At 29.3% G+C, this 17,527-nt stretch carries 17 protein-coding genes and 1 riboswitch; of the genes, 1 reads left to right on the top strand and 16 read right to left on the bottom strand.

The features are described from left to right. Positions 1-58: 58 nt before the first annotated feature. From IC219_RS13285 to metK, 12 genes are all read right to left on the bottom strand, one after another. Positions 59-733, bottom strand: a complete 675-nt coding sequence (locus tag IC219_RS13285) for a copper homeostasis protein CutC (protein WP_227434558.1) — start codon at positions 731-733, stop codon at positions 59-61. A 2-nt stretch (positions 734-735) separates the two neighbouring features. Beyond that, on the bottom strand, positions 736-1,788 hold the full coding sequence (locus IC219_RS13280) for a Sapep family Mn(2+)-dependent dipeptidase (RefSeq protein ID WP_227831453.1): 1,053 nt from the start codon (positions 1,786-1,788) through the stop codon (positions 736-738). 53 nt (positions 1,789-1,841) lie between these two features. Beyond that, positions 1,842-2,801: a N(4)-(beta-N-acetylglucosaminyl)-L-asparaginase gene (locus tag IC219_RS13275; protein ID WP_227831454.1), complete on the bottom strand. Its 960-nt coding sequence runs from the start codon at positions 2,799-2,801 to the stop codon at positions 1,842-1,844. A 93-nt stretch (positions 2,802-2,894) separates the two neighbouring features. Then, positions 2,895-3,413: a GrdB-related putative oxidoreductase gene (locus tag IC219_RS13270; RefSeq protein WP_227434555.1), complete on the bottom strand. Its 519-nt coding sequence runs from the start codon at positions 3,411-3,413 to the stop codon at positions 2,895-2,897. Between the two features lie 10 nt (positions 3,414-3,423). After that, the gene (gene celB / locus IC219_RS13265) at positions 3,424-4,758 is read right to left on the bottom strand and encodes a PTS cellobiose transporter subunit IIC (RefSeq protein ID WP_227831455.1); all 1,335 of its coding nucleotides are present in this window, start codon (positions 4,756-4,758) and stop codon (positions 3,424-3,426) included. Positions 4,759-4,796: 38 nt separating this feature from the next. After that, positions 4,797-5,123, bottom strand: a complete 327-nt coding sequence (locus tag IC219_RS13260; protein ID WP_227831456.1) for a PTS sugar transporter subunit IIB — start codon at positions 5,121-5,123, stop codon at positions 4,797-4,799. Between the two features lie 26 nt (positions 5,124-5,149). Further along, entirely contained in the window at positions 5,150-5,458 is a 309-nt protein-coding gene (locus tag IC219_RS13255) for a PTS lactose/cellobiose transporter subunit IIA (RefSeq protein WP_227483559.1), read from the bottom strand. Positions 5,459-5,597: 139 nt separating this feature from the next. Then, the gene (locus IC219_RS13250) at positions 5,598-7,502 is read right to left on the bottom strand and encodes a BglG family transcription antiterminator (protein ID WP_227483560.1); all 1,905 of its coding nucleotides are present in this window, start codon (positions 7,500-7,502) and stop codon (positions 5,598-5,600) included. A gap of 343 nt (positions 7,503-7,845) precedes the next feature. Next, positions 7,846-8,628 (bottom strand): ComF family protein, encoded by a 783-nt coding sequence (locus tag IC219_RS13245; RefSeq protein ID WP_227831457.1) that lies wholly within the window; start codon positions 8,626-8,628, stop codon positions 7,846-7,848. Positions 8,629-8,630: 2 nt separating this feature from the next. Beyond that, positions 8,631-10,850: an ATP-dependent RecD-like DNA helicase gene (locus IC219_RS13240; RefSeq protein ID WP_227831458.1), complete on the bottom strand. Its 2,220-nt coding sequence runs from the start codon at positions 10,848-10,850 to the stop codon at positions 8,631-8,633. Positions 10,851-11,121: 271 nt separating this feature from the next. Further along, positions 11,122-12,219, bottom strand: coding sequence for a hypothetical protein (locus IC219_RS13235; protein WP_227483561.1), 1,098 nt, complete (start codon positions 12,217-12,219; stop codon positions 11,122-11,124). Positions 12,220-12,553: 334 nt separating this feature from the next. Next, the gene (metK, locus tag IC219_RS13230) at positions 12,554-13,747 is read right to left on the bottom strand and encodes a methionine adenosyltransferase (protein ID WP_227434547.1); all 1,194 of its coding nucleotides are present in this window, start codon (positions 13,745-13,747) and stop codon (positions 12,554-12,556) included. Between the two features lie 136 nt (positions 13,748-13,883). After that, positions 13,884-13,987, bottom strand: a riboswitch (SAM riboswitch). Positions 13,988-14,175: 188 nt separating this feature from the next. On the opposite strand from metK, the gene yyaC reads away from it, so the two are divergent. Next, positions 14,176-14,685 (top strand): spore protease YyaC, encoded by a 510-nt coding sequence (gene yyaC / locus IC219_RS13225; RefSeq protein WP_021382545.1) that lies wholly within the window; start codon positions 14,176-14,178, stop codon positions 14,683-14,685. 148 nt (positions 14,686-14,833) lie between these two features. Here yyaC and fabZ read toward each other — a convergent pair whose 3' ends face one another. The 4 genes from fabZ to IC219_RS13205 form a co-directional block, all read right to left on the bottom strand. Continuing rightward, positions 14,834-15,262: a 3-hydroxyacyl-ACP dehydratase FabZ gene (gene fabZ, locus IC219_RS13220; RefSeq protein ID WP_227483562.1), complete on the bottom strand. Its 429-nt coding sequence runs from the start codon at positions 15,260-15,262 to the stop codon at positions 14,834-14,836. A 15-nt stretch (positions 15,263-15,277) separates the two neighbouring features. After that, entirely contained in the window at positions 15,278-16,297 is a 1,020-nt protein-coding gene (locus IC219_RS13215; RefSeq protein ID WP_227434545.1) for a rod shape-determining protein, read from the bottom strand. Between the two features lie 197 nt (positions 16,298-16,494). Then, entirely contained in the window at positions 16,495-16,755 is a 261-nt protein-coding gene (spoIIID, locus tag IC219_RS13210; protein ID WP_044212029.1) for a sporulation transcriptional regulator SpoIIID, read from the bottom strand. A gap of 97 nt (positions 16,756-16,852) precedes the next feature. Then, entirely contained in the window at positions 16,853-17,521 is a 669-nt protein-coding gene (locus IC219_RS13205) for a M23 family metallopeptidase (protein WP_227434544.1), read from the bottom strand. Between the last annotated feature and the right edge of the window lie 6 nt (positions 17,522-17,527).

Here is a 17,527-nt window from a genome sequence, read left to right as displayed (position 1 = left end):
CAATTGACTAACACTCTTTATTTAATCTAATAAGTTATATAAATTATATATGTTTATATTATTTCGAAATTATATCCACTAATTGTTTTAGCTTTTGTCTGTCTATATCTTCAAATGGATTTTTATCTATTCTAACAGCTGTACCAAAATGAAAATTATTTGCCTTAGTTACTCCCTTTATTTCAACTATATTATTAAAATTAAGACCTCCACCTAAAAGAATTTTTATATTATTAGAGTTAAGCATCATATCTTTTATAATTTTTATATTCTCTCTTATACTTCCCTTTCCCCCTGACGTTAATATATTTGTAATTCTGTCATAATTCTTTAAAAGATTAACACTTTCTATTGTATTTGATTCATCTATTGCTCTATGAAATGTAACATCAAGATTATCGCAATATTGCAACAAAAAATTTAAATTTTCTTCATCTATATTATTATTCTTGTCTAACATTCCAAATACAACTCCATTAGCTCCAATCTTTTTGACTGTATTTATATCTTTTAACATTATATTTATGTCTTCTTTACTATATACAAAGCTTTTAGCATGTGGTCTTATCATTACGTTCACAGGTATCTTTACACTGTTAACAACACTTTCTATAAGTCCAAAACTTGGTGTTAGCCCTCCTTCAGTTAAAGCACTAACTAATTCTATTCTATCTGCGCCACAATCTTCTATAATCTTAGCGTCTTCTACTGTCATTCCTATTATCTCTAGCATAACTACTCCTTTGCTAATTCATATATTGCATTTGAAAATATCTTTGCATTTAAGATTATATCATCTATATCCATATATTCGTCAGGATTATGTGCTATTCCTTTTTGTCCTGGAAACGAAGGTCCAAATGGAACTATATTTGGCATTACTTTTGCATATGTACCTCCATTAGTTGTTACTGGAGTACCATCTAATGATGTTACTCTTTCATAAGCTATTTGAAGTTTTTTAACAAGCTCACTATCCTTATCAAAATATACAGGATTAAAATTAGAAATTACTTCTATCTCTGTACCATTGGGAAAATTAGATTTTATTTCATCTAAGACATCTTCTAGTTTATAACTAAATTCATATTTTACCTTTATCTCCAGTATTATGTAACTATTCTCTTTATGTAACTCTTGATTTGTGACAATCACCTTTTCAGACATATTTTCTATAAAGCTTAGAAATGTATCTTCCTTATAGTTACAGTTATTTTTGATTATAATTTTCGCCATACCTTTTTCACCATATACAACAGGATATTTACAATCTGGTGTGAACCCCATTATAGGAGGTTTTTCCTTTTTTAAATAATATGGTATATCTTTAAATCCACTTTCTTCATTTGTGCCAAAAATTATCCTAACTTTTTTATCTAACTTTAAACCTAATTCCTTAATAACATATAATCCATATAAAGCACACATTATAGGTCCTTTATTATCTAATACCCCTCTACCATAGATTTTTCCATTATATATTTCTCCTCCATAAGGTTGATATATCCAATTTTCCCCTTCATGTACTACATCTATGTGGCCAATTACACAGATATAATCTTCGCTATCTCCATATTCTGCATAACCAATATAATTGTCTAAGTTTCTAACTTTAAATCCTAATTTTCTTGAAATTTCTAGTGCTTTATTGAGTGCTTTTCCTACCTTTTCGCCAAAAGGGAAGTCATTTTCTGACTCCCCTTCAACGCTAGGTATTTTTACAATATCTACAATATCACTTAATAAATGTTCTTTTATCTCGTCTACTTTATTGTTTATAATATTCATAAAAATCTCCTTTTAAATATTAAAGACTCTACTTTACTGCATAAATACAAACTTTATTCACTCACTTCTATTGGAGCCTTTATCCTAGCTTCATATGCTTCCATCCACTCGTTTGACACAACCTTATGTATAGTTTTACCATCTATTCTATTTGATATATACACTGTAGGTGCTTCTGCTTTAGTAGCTACTGAGAATGTAAAGTCAGCTATGTTTGTAGCTACTCCCCATTCTCCTTTATTATTCATAGCAACTAATGATAAGTCTCCAGCTTTTCCTCGTCTTTTGATAAGTTGTTCATCTAACTCATTTACTGCTATATCACATGCCTCTTGTGGATGTTTTCCTTCTTTCATAAGTCTAACTATCTCATATGATATACACCCTTTCATCAAATCTTCTCCAAGACCAGTAGCTGTAGCCCCTCCTATGTTACTATCAACGAAAAACCCCGAACCAGATAGTGCAGAATCTCCTATTCTACCTCTTTTCTTCATAAATAGACCACTTGTTGAGGTTGCTGCACACATCTTTCCATCTCTATCTAAAGATATCATCCCAACAGTATCATGACCAGCATATGGGCTTAATCCTTTATCTAAAGTTTCTTTTTTTCTCTTCTTATAATGTAGTTTCGCTCTATCTGTTAACATATTTTTTCTTTCAAATCCATTTTTATGGGCATATTCTTCAGCTCCTATTCCAACTAAGAAATTATTCACTTTCTCATAACTTAGTTTTCTAGCTATGCTGACAGGGTTAGAATAATCTCTTATACCTGCAACTGCTCCTATATCTAATGTGTTTCCATCCATAAATGCAGCATCAAGTTCTACTTCACAATTTTCATTTGGAAGTCCTCCATATCCAACCGATTTATAGAATGGATAATCTTCGACTCTTCTTACAGCAAGTTCTACAGCATCTCCTGCTTCCATTCCTTTTTCTAAATGTTCTGATGCTTCAGTGATTCCTTCTATAGCCATTCTCCATGTTGCTATCATTCCCCACATATCAGAAAATCCCTCCTTAATTATAGAAACTCTATCCACATACTTTAATGTAAATAATATTTTACTTAAACCTGTCCCCTAGTAAAGTGTTAATTAATAACAAAATTCTTCTTTCATTAAAGTTATGTCTTCTTTATTTGCTATTGAATTTGCTAATTTACATATATTGTTTAGTGAATCATTAAGACCAATTCCACCTTTTTTAGGTGTCTTAACTATACATATATCATTTTTGTATTCGTTTATTACGTATGTATTTTCTTCTGACATAGCTGCAAAAGCTGGTATATCTGTTTTATTATTTATATTTTTAGATAATATTGCTGACATCTTAGAAAAATTTTCATAGTTAAAACTTGGTCCACAAATTACTACATCAGGATTTAACTTTTTAACCATAGCTATCATTTTATTTGTCACTTCTTCTTCATTGTTTATAAAAAATTCATCCCCACAGAAAAGTGTCGCTATTACTTTAGATTCTTTTAAAAATGGTTCCATCATTACACCTGGACCTAATGGACTTGATTTTCCAGCAGGAGGTATATTGCTTTTTTCTTTCCCACCTGCACCTGCTTGTATTTGATCCAATATCATAACTATTTTCTTCATAATTTTCCTCCTATAATACTAAATCATCAAAAGATATATCATCATCTTCCTCTTCAACATTTGTTTTTTCTTCTTTTAAATATTGTTTATCTAACATCTTTATAAATGGCATGTACATAAATATTCCTAGTACAAGAAGTATTATTTGTAATAAAGCACCTTGCCATCCTGTTGTTAGAAATCCAGAGAATATAATTGGAGTTGTCCATGGTAATTGAACTCCATTTGTAAGTGGTACTAATCCTGCTGACATACAGAAATAGGCTATTATTATGTTTATTGTTGGAACTATTGCAAATGGTATCAATAATATTGGGTTAAGCATTATTGGTAGACCAAATATTAATGGCTCATTTATTCCAAATATCCCTGGTAAAATTGATAATTTACCCATTGATTTTATACGTTTACTTTTGCATATAAGTAACATAGCTATAATTAAGGATAGTGTACTACCTGCCCCACCAAATGTTGCAAACATATCCTGGAATTGACCAGTTATTATGTTTGGTATTTTTGAACCAGCTTGAAAAGCCGCTAAATTTTCAGCTGATAAAATTTTTAATATTGGATTATAGACAGCTCCAACAACACTACTACCATTTATTCCAAAGAACCAGAATAAATGTAAGAATATATAAGCTATTGCCATAGCACCTAAACTATTTCCTAATTTTAATAATGGCATTTGTAAAAACTTAAATATAAATTCATGTATACTTCCATATGGTGTAGCTTCAAAAGCAATCTTAACTAAAAAGAAAACTACCATAACTATTGCACTTGGTATTAATGCAGCAAATGATTTTGAAACAGTTGGAGGAACTCCATCTGGCATCTTCAATGTCCACCCTTTTTTGACAACTACTGCAAATAACTTAACAGATGTTATTGCGGTTATCATTCCTACAAACATTCCCTTAGAACCCATCCAACCTAATGGGATACCAGTTACCATATAGACTGACTTTGTTCCTTCTGGTGTATATGGTATTACAAATGGTGTAACTATAAAAAAGGCGACTATTGCAACTGCTGCTGATGCAATTGGGTCTACATCTATTTGTTTAGCATAAGAGTAACCAATTCCTAAAACTGCAAGTAAAGTCATTACTTCAAAAGTCGCTATAGTTGGCTGTTGTAATTTTACTGCCCAATCTGGACCAAAAATTTGACCTACAAATTCGTCCCATCCTTTTATTGGGAAGTTTGCTACTAATAAAAATAATGACCCTATTATCAATAATGGTGATGATACTAAAAAACCATCTCTAATTGCAATTAATAATTTATTTTTACCTATTTTTTCAGCTAACGGCATAAGTATTCTTTCCAATTTATTCATCTATCCACCCTCATTTCTCAGTATCTTTTTACTATATTTTAAGCTTGTTTAGATTTTATTAATTTTATAGCAAGCTTTAGTACTTTTTCTCCATTCATAGTTCCATAATCAGTTTCGTTTATTATATCCACAGGTTTTCCTTGAGCTTCAAACTTTGGCTTTAACTCCTTTAGCATGTATTTAACTTGAGGTCCTAACAATATACAATCTGGATTCTTCTCTGCAACTATCTTATCAATTTCTGCTATTGGAAATGCTTCTACTTCTATTGGTAAATTGTGATCATCTGCTACTTTCTGCATCTTTCCTGCAAGTAAGCTTGTTGACATACCAAAACTACAAAATAAATATACTTTTCTCTTCATTATCTTAAATCCCCCTTAATTACTTTTTATTTTAATTTTTGAATTTCTTTTCTTAGCACTATCATTTCTTTTATAAGGTTTCTTTCACTCATACAAGTCATTAAATGGTCTTGAGAGTGAATTAGTAAAATAGATATATCTGATTTATTTCCTCCTGCTTCCTTTTGTATAAGTTCTGTTTGTACTTTATGTGCTTTTAATATTTCTTCATTTGCACTTTCGATTAATTCATCAGCCTTTTCAAAATCGTTTTCCTTTGCACAATCAAGAGCTTCATAAAGCATAGATTTTGCATTTCCAGCATGAATTATAATCTTTAATACTATTTCTTCCATTTCTTCCTCCTAAATTACTTGTCTACTTTTAACTGATTTCTATCTGATAGATATATAATATCTTATAAAAACAAAAAAACATGCACAACTTTTTCCACTACATGGAAAATTTTGTGCTTATTCACATTTTGATATAAATTTATATAAGAATATTTTTTATATTTTTAATATCACAATTACTTAGCACATCAAGCATATTTTCATCTTCTGTCAATTTAGATATTTCTTTGAATAATTCTCTAAATACTTTTCTATCATCCTCTTTTTTATAAGCTAATAAAAGTATAATCTTTATGTATTTTCCATTTCTAATTTTTATTGGTGTTTTCAATCTTGCAAAACATAAGACAGATTGTTTTATATACTTCATATCTCCATGAGGAAATAATATTCCTTTCCCAACATTAGTTGGATATGCCTTTTCTCTCTCTATAATAGAATTTAAATATTCTTTATCTGCATAATGCTTTTCGATTAATAAATTAGTTAAGTATGCTATAGCCTCATAAATATCATTATGTTCTAGCTCTCTTATTAAATAATCAGACATCATTAATCTATTCATAAGTTTATATGATGTATCTTTTTCTTTTATTTTGTTGGTAAATTCTTTGAGTTTATTTTCATCTTCATCAGTAAATAGTGGTGTTGTTATAAAAATTGGCTTTTGTACATTTTCATATTCTTGAAATGCAATTATAAAATCTATCATTTTATTGAAGTTATCTCTTCTTAAATCTTCTTCCCTTAGTGTTTCAACTATTTCTATATTATTAAATCTCTTTTCTATCTTTACTTTTAGTAACATACTTACTCCAAAACTAAATGGGCACACGATACTTGCTTTTTTAGTTGATTCTCTCTTATTACTTTTTCTTTCTAAAGATGTTTGAAAGTGAAGAGTAAGATAACCTATTTCATCTTCAGTTATTTGTGTTCCTTTTTGCTCAATTCCTATTGAATTTGAAATTACTGTAAATAAAAAACAAAATTTATTTTTTATATTATCTAAAAGTGGATTTTCCAAATAAACGTTACTTTGCATTTGGTGCATTGTAACATTTAAGTGACATATTAATTGGTCATAAAGCAATATATCATTATTAAAGTTTATACCCGATTCTTCTGATACCAGATTTATAATTCTTTTTGTATACTCTGATAATTCTTCATTAAGGTATAGTGATTTTTTAGTATCTTTACTATTTATTTGTTTATTCATGCCAAGTATTAGTGATTCTATAAATAATTTTTCTTCATGGTTTAATACTATAGATAGACTGGATTTCAACTCATTTTCTATATCTAATATAAGAATTTCTAACTTTAATTCTTTTTTAATATTTACTATTTCAAAAGAATTCCCCAACCTTATTCGTATGATATTTATAAGTAAAAATAACATCAATTGCCTGAATGAAACATCTGTAAGTCTTATATCCATTTTATCTTCTATTATAGACATTATATTTTTGACAACTATTATGTCTACTATATGGAAATATTCTATTTCATCCATGTTTAGTCTGTATTTATCTATATATTTAAATAAAAATGCCACTAACATTATCCTTATGTCTTTCTCATTTCCCTCAATACATATACCACTGCCCGTTTTAGTTGAAATTTTCAAATTATAATTACTTAATTCTACTGATAATGTATTTATTTCTTCCCTAACAATATTTTTATTTATATACAATTTATTGGACAAATCATTTAAGGTAATCTTCTTATTATTGCAAAGTAATAGATTCAATATCTCAACTTGTTTATGGAGTTCACTATTTACTCTTTTAACTTCACCTCTTAACTTCTGATTTACTATTATTTTATCTGTATCATCTCCACTAAACTTAATTCCTATTTTAGGCTTTCTTTTAATATAAGCACTACAAAAAGTAGACAACCATTCATCAATGTACTTACAATCATTTCTTATTGTTCTCTCCGAGCACTCAAAATCGTTAGCAATATCATTGATATTTATAAATTCTTCTTTCAATAGCAATACTGTCAACAAGTTCTCTTGTCTTTTGTTCATATATATCACCTCTTTATGATTCAATCTAAATTTATTATATATAAAAAAGAGCTACACATAAAAACATTATGCTAGCTCTCTTTTAATATGATATTTAGCTGACCTGGTCTTTGACCCCACACTCGCCTACTGGAGGGTTCGCTTGGGTTCGCCGCACTACTACTCTCTCTCGATTTTATTATCGGTAGGTCTTACTTCTAAGCCGCACCATGCTCATTAACCCAATTTTTAGTGTTAACTTACGTGGATCCTTTTGCCTGCGACTGGCTTGGACTTTCAACCACAGACCTAAATATCACTTATTCATTTTAATATTTTAAAGTAAAATTGTCAATATATAAGATTATTCCATAACGTAGTTGTCATTTGCTCTTGTAAGCAACGTCATTACAAAAACCTTATTAACACCAGATAACTTTAAAATCTTAGATATTTCATTTGTTGTCACGCCAGTTGTAAATATATCATCTATCAAAAGTACATTTTTATTATTTATTAATTTAATATTTTTGTTAACAACAAACACATTTTTTAATTCCTTTTTTCTCTCTTGTTTACTTAACTTATAAAGCATCCTTGTATTTTTTTCCCTGGATATACAATCTAACATTGGAACATTGATTATTTTACTCAAACTCAAAGCTATTTTTTGTGCTTGGTTAAATCCTCTTTTATTAAGTCTTTTCTTATGAAGTGGAACAAATAATATATAATCAAATTTCACATTTTCTAAATCCAACTTTTCTTTCATTATTTGCGCTATGTATTTAGCCATAAATGTTTTTTGATTGTACTTTAATCCTAATATTATTTTTTTAGTTATATCATTGTATTCAATACAGGAGATTGACTTGTCAAAATAAAAACTTTTATCAAAACAATAGCTACATCCTTCAATAAATTCTTTTTCAAGTGAATGATGTATGATTGGCTTTCCACATTTTATACACCCATTTAGTATAAAATTCATTTCATTAAAACAACTTTTACAGACTGAATAGGTATTAGTTTTTTTTATTGATTTATCACAAATTATGCAATTTATATTTTCAGGATAAATAAAATCCAGACATTTATTAATTAGATTTCTAAGACTCTTAATAAAATTATCATTGCATATTTTCATATTTACTCTATCAACAGCCCTTCTTGTTTGAATTTGTTTAACTTATATCCTAAGTTTGAATATCTTTGATTTACTCTGTTATTTTTTATCATATATTCCAAATATTTCACATCTCCAACTAACACAACTAATTTTTTTGCTCTTGTCACTGCTGTATATAATAAATTACGACTTAGTAACATAGGAGGAGCCCAAGTTATTGGTATCACTACGACTGGGAATTCACTTCCTTGACTTTTATGTATGGTTGTACAAAAACTATGGTCAATCTCATCTAATTCATCATATAAGTATGATACAATTTTAGTTTGGTCAAATAGTACATAAATAGTTTTCTTATCCTTATCTATATGATATACATAGCCTATATCTCCATTATATATACCTTCCCCACTTTCCTTTTGGTCTTCTGTCTCCCACTTTTTTGTATAATTATTTTTTACTTGCATTACCTTGTCACCAACTCTAAACAACCTTTTAGAAAAACTTTCTTCTACTTTAAACTTCTCCTTTTTGTTAAGATACTTTTGTAACTCTATATTAAGATTGGTAACTCCTAGTTCTCCTTTTCTCATTGAAGATAACACTTGTATATCTTTTAGTTTATCGACATTATAAAATTTAGGTAATCTTTCATTTACCAAACCTATTATTTCATTTAATATCTCTTCATTTGTTGATTTTCTTATAAAAAAGAAGTCTTTTCCCTTTGTATTTAAATGAAGTGGTTCTCCATTATTTATCTTATGCGCATTCACAATTATCATACTTTGTTGAGCTTGTCTAAATATTTCATTTAATTTGACTACATTTATAATATTTGAATCTATCATGTCCTTAAGTACATTGCCTGCACCTACAGAAGGTAATTGGTCGCTATCCCCAACTAATATTACTCTTGTTCCTAATTTTATTGCTCTAAGTAAATTATACATTAAGATAATATCTACCATTGATACTTCATCGACTATTATTACATCTGAATTTATTGGTTCTTCTTCATCTTTAAAAAATGTTAAATCATCATCTGTTGAAAATCCCATTTCTAATAATCTATGTATAGTCTTTGCTTCTTTATTAGAAGTTTCACTCATTCTCTTAGCTGCTCTTCCCGTTGGAGCAGCTAAAGTTACACTTTTCCCATTATTTTCAAATATATCTATAATTGCATTAATAGTGGTAGTTTTTCCAGTACCTGGCCCACCAGTTATAATTAATACGCCACTGTTCACAGATTCTTTAACTGCTAAAACTTGCTTCTCTGCTAACTTAATATTCTTATCATCTTCTAAAATTTTAATTTCATTTTCTATATCTATATTCAAATCTTCAAATTCATACTGCGACAATTTTACTATTTGACTACATACTCCATTTTCAGACAAATAGTAGGGCATAAGATATATGAGATTTTCATTATTTACTTTTTCTATATGTATTTTTTGATTATATACCAACATCATTACACATTCTTTTACTATGTCTCCACTTAGCTCCAACAATTTTTCCGAATCTTGTATTAGAATATGTTCTGGCAAATATGTATGCCCATTACTTAGTGATTTATTTAAGGTATATAATATTCCTTGGCATATTCTATCTTTAGAATTCTTATCTATACCAATTTTATTAGCTATACTATCAGCTACTTTAAACCCTATTCCTCTTATGTCTTCAGCAAGCTGATATGGATTTTTATTTATAATTTCTATTGCACTACTTTTATATTTTTTATATATTTTTAGACAGTAATTGGGTGTTATTCCAAAAGGAGATAGTTCAATTATTATGTTTCTTAGTTCTCTATCTTCTTCATAACTCTTTACTATTTGCTTTACCTTTTTACTACCTATCCCCTCTACTTCTTGTAATTTTTCTGGGTAGTTTTGTATTATATCTAGTGTGTCAACACCAAACTTATCAATTATTCTCTTAGCCATTTTTTCGCCAATTCCATGTATCATACCAGAAGATAAGTAAACATAAATTCCTTCCAAAGATGATGGTGTCACTGGCATAAAACTATTCACTTCAAATTGAGTTCCATAAATTTTGTGGTTTACCCATTTACCTTCAACCTCTATACTCTCTCCCATTGCTAAAGTAGGCATACATCCTACAACAACAATTTCATCATTTTCATTTACCAGATGAGCTATTGTATAGCCATTATCTTCATTTTTAAAGACTATCTCACTTATCATTCCTTCTAATTTTTCCATTTTTATCTCCTAAAAATACTAATAATTGTTCCGTTCGTATGTTAGTATACTTAAATATATTAAGTTCTATGATAGGATTCTATCAGAAAATTTTTCTATATTTTTATACTTAACTTAATTTCTAACTATTATACATTTTATCAGAAACAAAAAAAATCTGCACCCTAAAAATATGGTACCTTAAAGTAAAGGTACCATATATAAATAATTATTTTATTTCAACCAGCTTACTTCTAAAACATAGATTAAATTTCACAAATTTATTTTGATATTAATTTACCTCAGATTTATTTTCCTTGTATCCTTCAGTTTTGGTAATTCTTCGATAAAGCATACATAGTAAAATTAAAATTCCCATATAACCTGTATATGGATATAATGTCCCTACAAGCTTATCAAATGGTAATAATCCTCCTATACATGCTAATATGCTTACTACTACTGTTATTATTTTAAATTTAGGATGGTCATCTTCCACAAATCTATTAGTTACTGACCATAATAATGGTACAGCTGTAGTATATATTCCTAATAAAAGTACTACTGAGAATAAAATACCTATAATTGGAGATATCTTGTCAGCTAAATAAAGAGCTGGTATTTCTTTTGTGTATATATTTCCTACATCTGAAAGTAATGCTAGATTCATCATTATAGCAGCTGCCATAAGGGCTACTCCACCTACTATACCTCCCCATACAGCATCTTTCTTATTTTTTGCTGAAGCTCCCATTCCAGTTAAAAATGTTATTACTATTATTACATTATAGCAAGTATAAAGTACACCTGAGAAATATCCATTTGATGTAGCAGTTTTAACGTTTAGACTATCAATTATAGCTCCTGCATTTGATAAAGCACCAATATTACTAAATAAACTAATTGCTCCTACTAAAAGTGTAAATATTATTATTATAGGACCTATATTACCTAGTATCTTTGAAATCCTTGTCAAACCTAGAGATACAGTTATTAGGGAAACGATTGCCATACCAATTCTACCTACATATGGATTTAGACCATAATACTCTGATAATGTAGCTCCTGCTCCTGCAATCATTATTACTAATGTACCAAACAAAAACAATGGTCCAAACCACTCAAAAAATGTACCAAGATATTTTCCACAATATACCTGATAAATCTTTATTGGTTCTTTAAGCTTTAATTCTCTCCCTTTTTCTATAACTTCTGCTCCAAACCATGAGAATAATACCATAGATATTATTCCTCCTATAATTCCAGCATACCCATAAAACGTAAAGAATTGTACTATCTCTTGACCAGTTGCAAATCCAGAACCTATTACAGTCGCTACATATGCTCCAGCAAAACTTATAACCATTTTGATGTTTATTTTATCCGACATACACACTACTCCCTCCTAAATAAAATAAATTTTTTAATAAGTAAAATTTAATGTAAGTTTATTAAGACTATATTAGTTGTATTATTGATGCTTTTCAATATTTTTTGAATTATTTAACATTACTTAACGAAATCTTAACCAGTTTTTAACATATTCCTTCTACTATGTATTAATTTAATGCAATATTATATAATGAAATATATTAATCTCACTAAATAATGTTTATTTATTATATGATTGAAAATTAGTATTTATTAAATATATTTAATCATAAAATAAAAAACTGCTAAAACGTAATTTTAAAATTACATTCTAGCAGCTTCTTATCTAAGCATTATTCACCTAATGCATCTTTTCTTAATTGTTCTACTTTATCAGTTCTTTCCCATGGTAAATCTATATCCGTTCTACCAAAGTGACCATAAGCAGCAACCTTTTTGTAAAGAGGCTTTCTTAAATCTAAATCTCTTATTATTGCTCCTGGTCTTAAATCAAAGTGTTTGTTTACTAGTTCAACAAGCTTCTCTTCTGAAACTTTACCTGTCCCAAAAGTATCTATAAATATAGATAATGGTCTAGCTATACCTATAGCATATGCAAGTTCTATCTCACATTTATCTGCAAGTCCAGCCGCAACAATATTTTTAGCAACATATCTAGCAGCATAAGCAGCAGATCTATCAACTTTTGTAGGGTCTTTTCCTGAAAAAGCTCCTCCACCATGTCTAGAATATCCACCATAAGTGTCTATTATTATTTTTCTTCCTGTAAGACCTGTATCCCCTTGAGGTCCTCCTATAACGAATCTGCCTGTTGGGTTTATATAAATTTTAGTATCTTCATCAAGTAATTCAGCTGGTATAACTGATTTTATAACATGCTCAATTAAATCTTGTCTTATCTTATCATTTGATACTGTTTCACAATGCTGAGCTGATATAAGAACTGTATGTACTCTTACAGCTTTATTTCCTTCATATTCAACAGTAACTTGAGTTTTTCCATCTGGTCTTAAATAATCAACTAAACCTGTCTTTCTAACTTCTGTAAGTCTTCTTGATAATTTATGAGCTAATGATATTGGAAGTGGCATTAATTCTGGAGTTTCATTACATGCAAATCCAAACATTATACCTTGGTCTCCAGCTCCTACTTTTTCTATTTCTTGTTCTATTTCTTCTCCAGTCTTACTTTCTAGACCTTCATCAACTCCCATAGCTATATCTCCAGATTGTTCATCTATAGAAGTTATAACTGCACAAGTGTCACAGTCAAATCCATATTTTGCTCTTGTATATCCAATTTCTTTTACTGTTTCTCTTACTAATTTAGGTATATCTACATAAGCAGATGTACTTATTTCTCCAGCTACTAAAACTAAGCCTGTTGTTACTGTAGTTTCACAAGCTACTCTAGATTGTGGGTCTTTTTCTAACAATGCATCTAATATTGAATCTGATATTTGGTCACATATCTTATCAGGATGTCCTTCTGTAACTGATTCTGACGTAAATAAATGTCTTGCCATTTTTGTTCCTCCTTATTCATTCTTAATTTTTATTATAGGTTTTACCTTATCTTCAATTCTTAGAAATTTTACTCAAAATAAAAAACCTCTCCTTATAAGAAGAGGTTAATAATCGTAATCGCATACTAATTAACTGACCTCATCTTTCAAGACTTTTGTCTTGTAGGAATTAGCACCTTTTCCCATTTGGGTGGTTGCTGGGCTTCACAGGGCCTATCCCTCAGCCGCTCTTGATAAGGTAATCAAGATTTAAGTTTTATTTTACTTTATTAGCTTACTATTTTTTTTAAATTTTGTCAAGATTTTTAGTCATATTTTTGCCATTACTTTTTTTGTGAGACAAATAAAATATTATCTCTATCTGAAATTTAAAGTTAGGTCTTTTTAGTGTTTTTTATTCATATATTTTTTTGAAGGGGGTGTTCCTATTGTATTTAGCTAAAGTAAATTACAGCGATGATGATGTTATACAGATGCTAAGTTCAGTTCTCAAAACCATAATTAATGAAAATACGATTGTTGTTTGCATAGGAACAGACAGGGCTATAGGTGATACTTTAGGCCCTTTAGTTGGAACAATACTTAAAAACAGTAAATTTAAATACCCCGTTTACGGTACACTAGATAACCCTATTCACGCCTTAAATATATATGAGTCTTTAGATACTATAAAAAATACACATATGCAAGGTAACTTCTTGGCTATAGATGCTTGCTTGGGGTCACAGAGTAACATAGGCAATATACAGATTAGAGAAGGACCTATCCTGCCCGGAAAAGGTGTGGGAAAAAAACTACCTCAAATAGGAAATTATTCTATAGTAGGAATTGTAGATAAAATTGATGAAAATAACAGACTTTCATTTAATAATATACGTCTTAGCTTTATACTAGATTTAGCTGAAACAATAGCCTTAGCACTATTGGTATCTACTTAAATCTTATATAAGGTAACTGATAAAAATTTTTGTATTAAAAAGGTAGATACTATAGAGTATTTAATTTAATAAATACTCCAAATTATCTACCTTTTTATTTTGATATTTATTCTTCTATTTTATTTAATGCTTTTCATTCTTAAAAATTTTATTTCTCTACTAGAGCAAACATTAACTCACCTTTACAGACAAGTTCTTCACCAACATAAGCTTTAGCATCTGCTTTTGCTATATTTCTTCTAAGCGTTGTCATTTCAACTTCCATAGTCAATGTATCTCCTGGTCTTACTTCTCTCTTGATTCTAACTTTATCAATACCAGCAAATACACCTAATTTCCCTTTATTTTCTTCCAAAGACATCATTGCTACTCCACACACTTGTGCTAGAGCTTCTACTATCAGCACTCCTGGCATCAATGGGTAATTTGGAAAATGACCTTGAAAAAATGGTTCATTAACTGTTACATTTTTTATACCAACAGCTCTTTTTCCAACTTCTAACTCTGTAATCTTGTCTACTAATAAAAATGGATATCTATGTGGTATTAGTTCTTTTATTTCATCTATATTTAACATTTTAAACTCTCCTAATTATTTTCTTTTGAAAGACCCACCTGTTTCAAGTAAATCTATTGAGCCTAAGGCAATCCCTGTTCCTTTCGCAACACAAGATAGTGGTTCATCTGCTATTGTAACAGTTATTCCTGTTCTCTGTTCTATTATCTTATCTAATCCATATAATAATGAGCCTCCGCCAGTCATTATTATACCAACATCACCTATGTCTGCTGCTAATTCAGGTGGTGTTTTTTCTAAAACAGCATGAGTTGCAACAACTATTTGTTCAACACATTCTCTAAGGGCTTCTAACATTTCTGCTGAGTTTATAGTTATAGAACTAGGAAGACCTGTAATCAGATTTCTTCCTGTTATTTTCATATACTTTTCTTCTTCTCTCTTAAATGCAGAACCAATTTCAAACTTAATTTTTTCTGCGGTTCTTTCTCCAATAAGAAGATTATGTTGTTTTTTCATGTACTTAACTATAGCATCATCAAATCGGTCTCCGCCAACTTTTATAGATTCACTTACAACTGCTCCCCCTAGTGATATTACGGCTATATCTACAGTTCCTCCACCAATATCTATAATCATATTACCATTAGGTTGTGATATGTCTACACCAGCTCCTATAGCTGCTGCTATTGGCTCTTCTATGATATACACTTCTCTAGCCCCAGCTTGTCTAGTAGCATCCTCTACTGCTCTCTTTTCTACTTCTGTAACACCTGTTGGCACACATACCATAATTCTAGGCATGAAAAATCTTCCAAATCCCTTTTTATCAACTATCTTATCTATAAAAGATTTTAACATCTTCTCAGTTACATCATAATCTGAAATTACACCATCTCTTAAAGGTCTTATTGCAACTATATTTCCTGGTGTTCTTCCTATCATTTTTTTAGCCTCTTCTCCTACAGCTAAAACAGAATCTGTTCTGTTGTCTATTGCAACAACAGATGGTTCTTCTAAAACGATTCCCTTACCACTAACATAAACAAGTACATTTGCAGTACCTAAATCTATGCCTATATCAGCTCCAGCCATTTTTTCAACTCCTTCATTTATATATTAGATTATATTATAAGCCTATTTATTAATACTCCTATAATAAAGCATATACAAAAATCTCGCTTTAATCAAGAGAAAATAAATGTTTTGAGAGTATTATTCTTTTGCTATTTATAATTATATAATATATTTCTTACAATAATTTAATGTAATAAAAAAAGTAGGTTTTTAACCTACATTTTTTTATGTTCCTTCTCATACTTTAATTTCGTTGCTAATCCCCCTCTAATATGTCTCTCTGATTTATTTTTGTCTAGCACACTTTTAACTTCTTTGGCAAGGGATGGATTTATTTCCTTTAATCTTTCTGTAACATCCTTGTGAATTGTACTCTTACTTACTCCAAATGTCTTGGCTGTTTGTCTTACTGTAGTGTTTTTTTCAAGTATATATTTTGCTACCACTATGGCTCTTTCCTCTATATGAGATCTCAAAGATTACCCCCCTCACATAATAGCTTTAATGATATATATGTAAAAACACCAAAAAATATAACAAGCTTAACCAAATATGATTAAACTTGTTATACTTTTACTTAATTAGACTCATTGGGTCTATAGATTTTTCTCCATTATATGCTTCTAAATGCACATGTATACCCTCTTCACTTTCTATCTGAGAAGTACTTCCTACAGTCCCTAATGATTGTCCTTCTGTTACTTTCTGATTCTTCTTAACACTAACATTTTCATCTAGATTTGAATATACTACTACAGTATTATTGTCGCTTTTTATTTTTACTGATTTTCCATATTCTTCATCATCAAATACATCTACTACCATTCCGTTTAATAGAGATTTTATTTCTTTACCTTTAGTACAACTAACATCTATACCTTTATGAGTTTCCCAAACATCCAATGTTTTAGAATAACTAGGTTCTTTTTCTGAATATTCTCTTATTATCTTATCACCAATGTAATTTAATTTTGTTGTACTTGACTTATTTTCTTCTTTTGCCTTAGCTTTTTCTAAGTTTTGTTTTGAATCTGTCGCAGTAGGGATAGCATCTTTCTTATCTTTTTCAATTAAATGTATTTCCTCTTCACTATCTTTATTAGATTTTTCTATCATGCCTTTATTAGAAGCTAATTTATCTACATTATTATTTGTAAACCAAACTCCACCTACTGCTAATAAACAAACACATACAAATAAAGATAAATAAAAACCATCTTTTTCTAACAGTTTTTTCTTCATTTCGCA

This window comes from Clostridioides sp. ES-W-0018-02 (assembly GCF_020658175.1).
GTDB lineage: Bacteria > Bacillota > Clostridia > Peptostreptococcales > Peptostreptococcaceae > Clostridioides.
The sequence above is the reverse complement of the archived record's forward strand: the minus strand, read 5'-3'. Positions and strand labels throughout refer to the sequence as shown.

Bases quoted from the DNA above. Each gene is read 5' to 3' on its own strand.
- IC219_RS13285 (WP_227434558.1), bottom strand. From the start codon at position 733: ATGCTAGAGATAATAGGAATGACAGTAGAAGACGCTAAGATTATAGAA.
- IC219_RS13280 (WP_227831453.1), bottom strand. From the start codon at position 1,788: ATGAATATTATAAACAATAAAGTAGACGAGATAAAAGAACATTTATTA.
- IC219_RS13275 (WP_227831454.1), bottom strand. From the start codon at position 2,801: ATGTGGGGAATGATAGCAACATGGAGAATGGCTATAGAAGGAATCACT.
- IC219_RS13270 (WP_227434555.1), bottom strand. From the start codon at position 3,413: ATGAAGAAAATAGTTATGATATTGGATCAAATACAAGCAGGTGCAGGT.
- celB (WP_227831455.1), bottom strand. From the start codon at position 4,758: ATGAATAAATTGGAAAGAATACTTATGCCGTTAGCTGAAAAAATAGGT.
- IC219_RS13260 (WP_227831456.1), bottom strand. From the start codon at position 5,123: ATGAAGAGAAAAGTATATTTATTTTGTAGTTTTGGTATGTCAACAAGC.
- IC219_RS13255 (WP_227483559.1), bottom strand. From the start codon at position 5,458: ATGGAAGAAATAGTATTAAAGATTATAATTCATGCTGGAAATGCAAAA.
- IC219_RS13250 (WP_227483560.1), bottom strand. From the start codon at position 7,502: ATGAACAAAAGACAAGAGAACTTGTTGACAGTATTGCTATTGAAAGAA.
- IC219_RS13245 (WP_227831457.1), bottom strand. From the start codon at position 8,628: ATGAAAATATGCAATGATAATTTTATTAAGAGTCTTAGAAATCTAATT.
- IC219_RS13240 (WP_227831458.1), bottom strand. From the start codon at position 10,850: ATGGAAAAATTAGAAGGAATGATAAGTGAGATAGTCTTTAAAAATGAA.
- IC219_RS13235 (WP_227483561.1), bottom strand. From the start codon at position 12,219: ATGTCGGATAAAATAAACATCAAAATGGTTATAAGTTTTGCTGGAGCA.
- metK (WP_227434547.1), bottom strand. From the start codon at position 13,747: ATGGCAAGACATTTATTTACGTCAGAATCAGTTACAGAAGGACATCCT.
- fabZ (WP_227483562.1), bottom strand. From the start codon at position 15,262: ATGTTAAATATAGATGAAATAAAAGAACTAATACCACATAGATATCCA.
- IC219_RS13215 (WP_227434545.1), bottom strand. From the start codon at position 16,297: ATGGCTGGAGCTGATATAGGCATAGATTTAGGTACTGCAAATGTACTT.
- IC219_RS13205 (WP_227434544.1), bottom strand. From the start codon at position 17,521: ATGAAGAAAAAACTGTTAGAAAAAGATGGTTTTTATTTATCTTTATTT.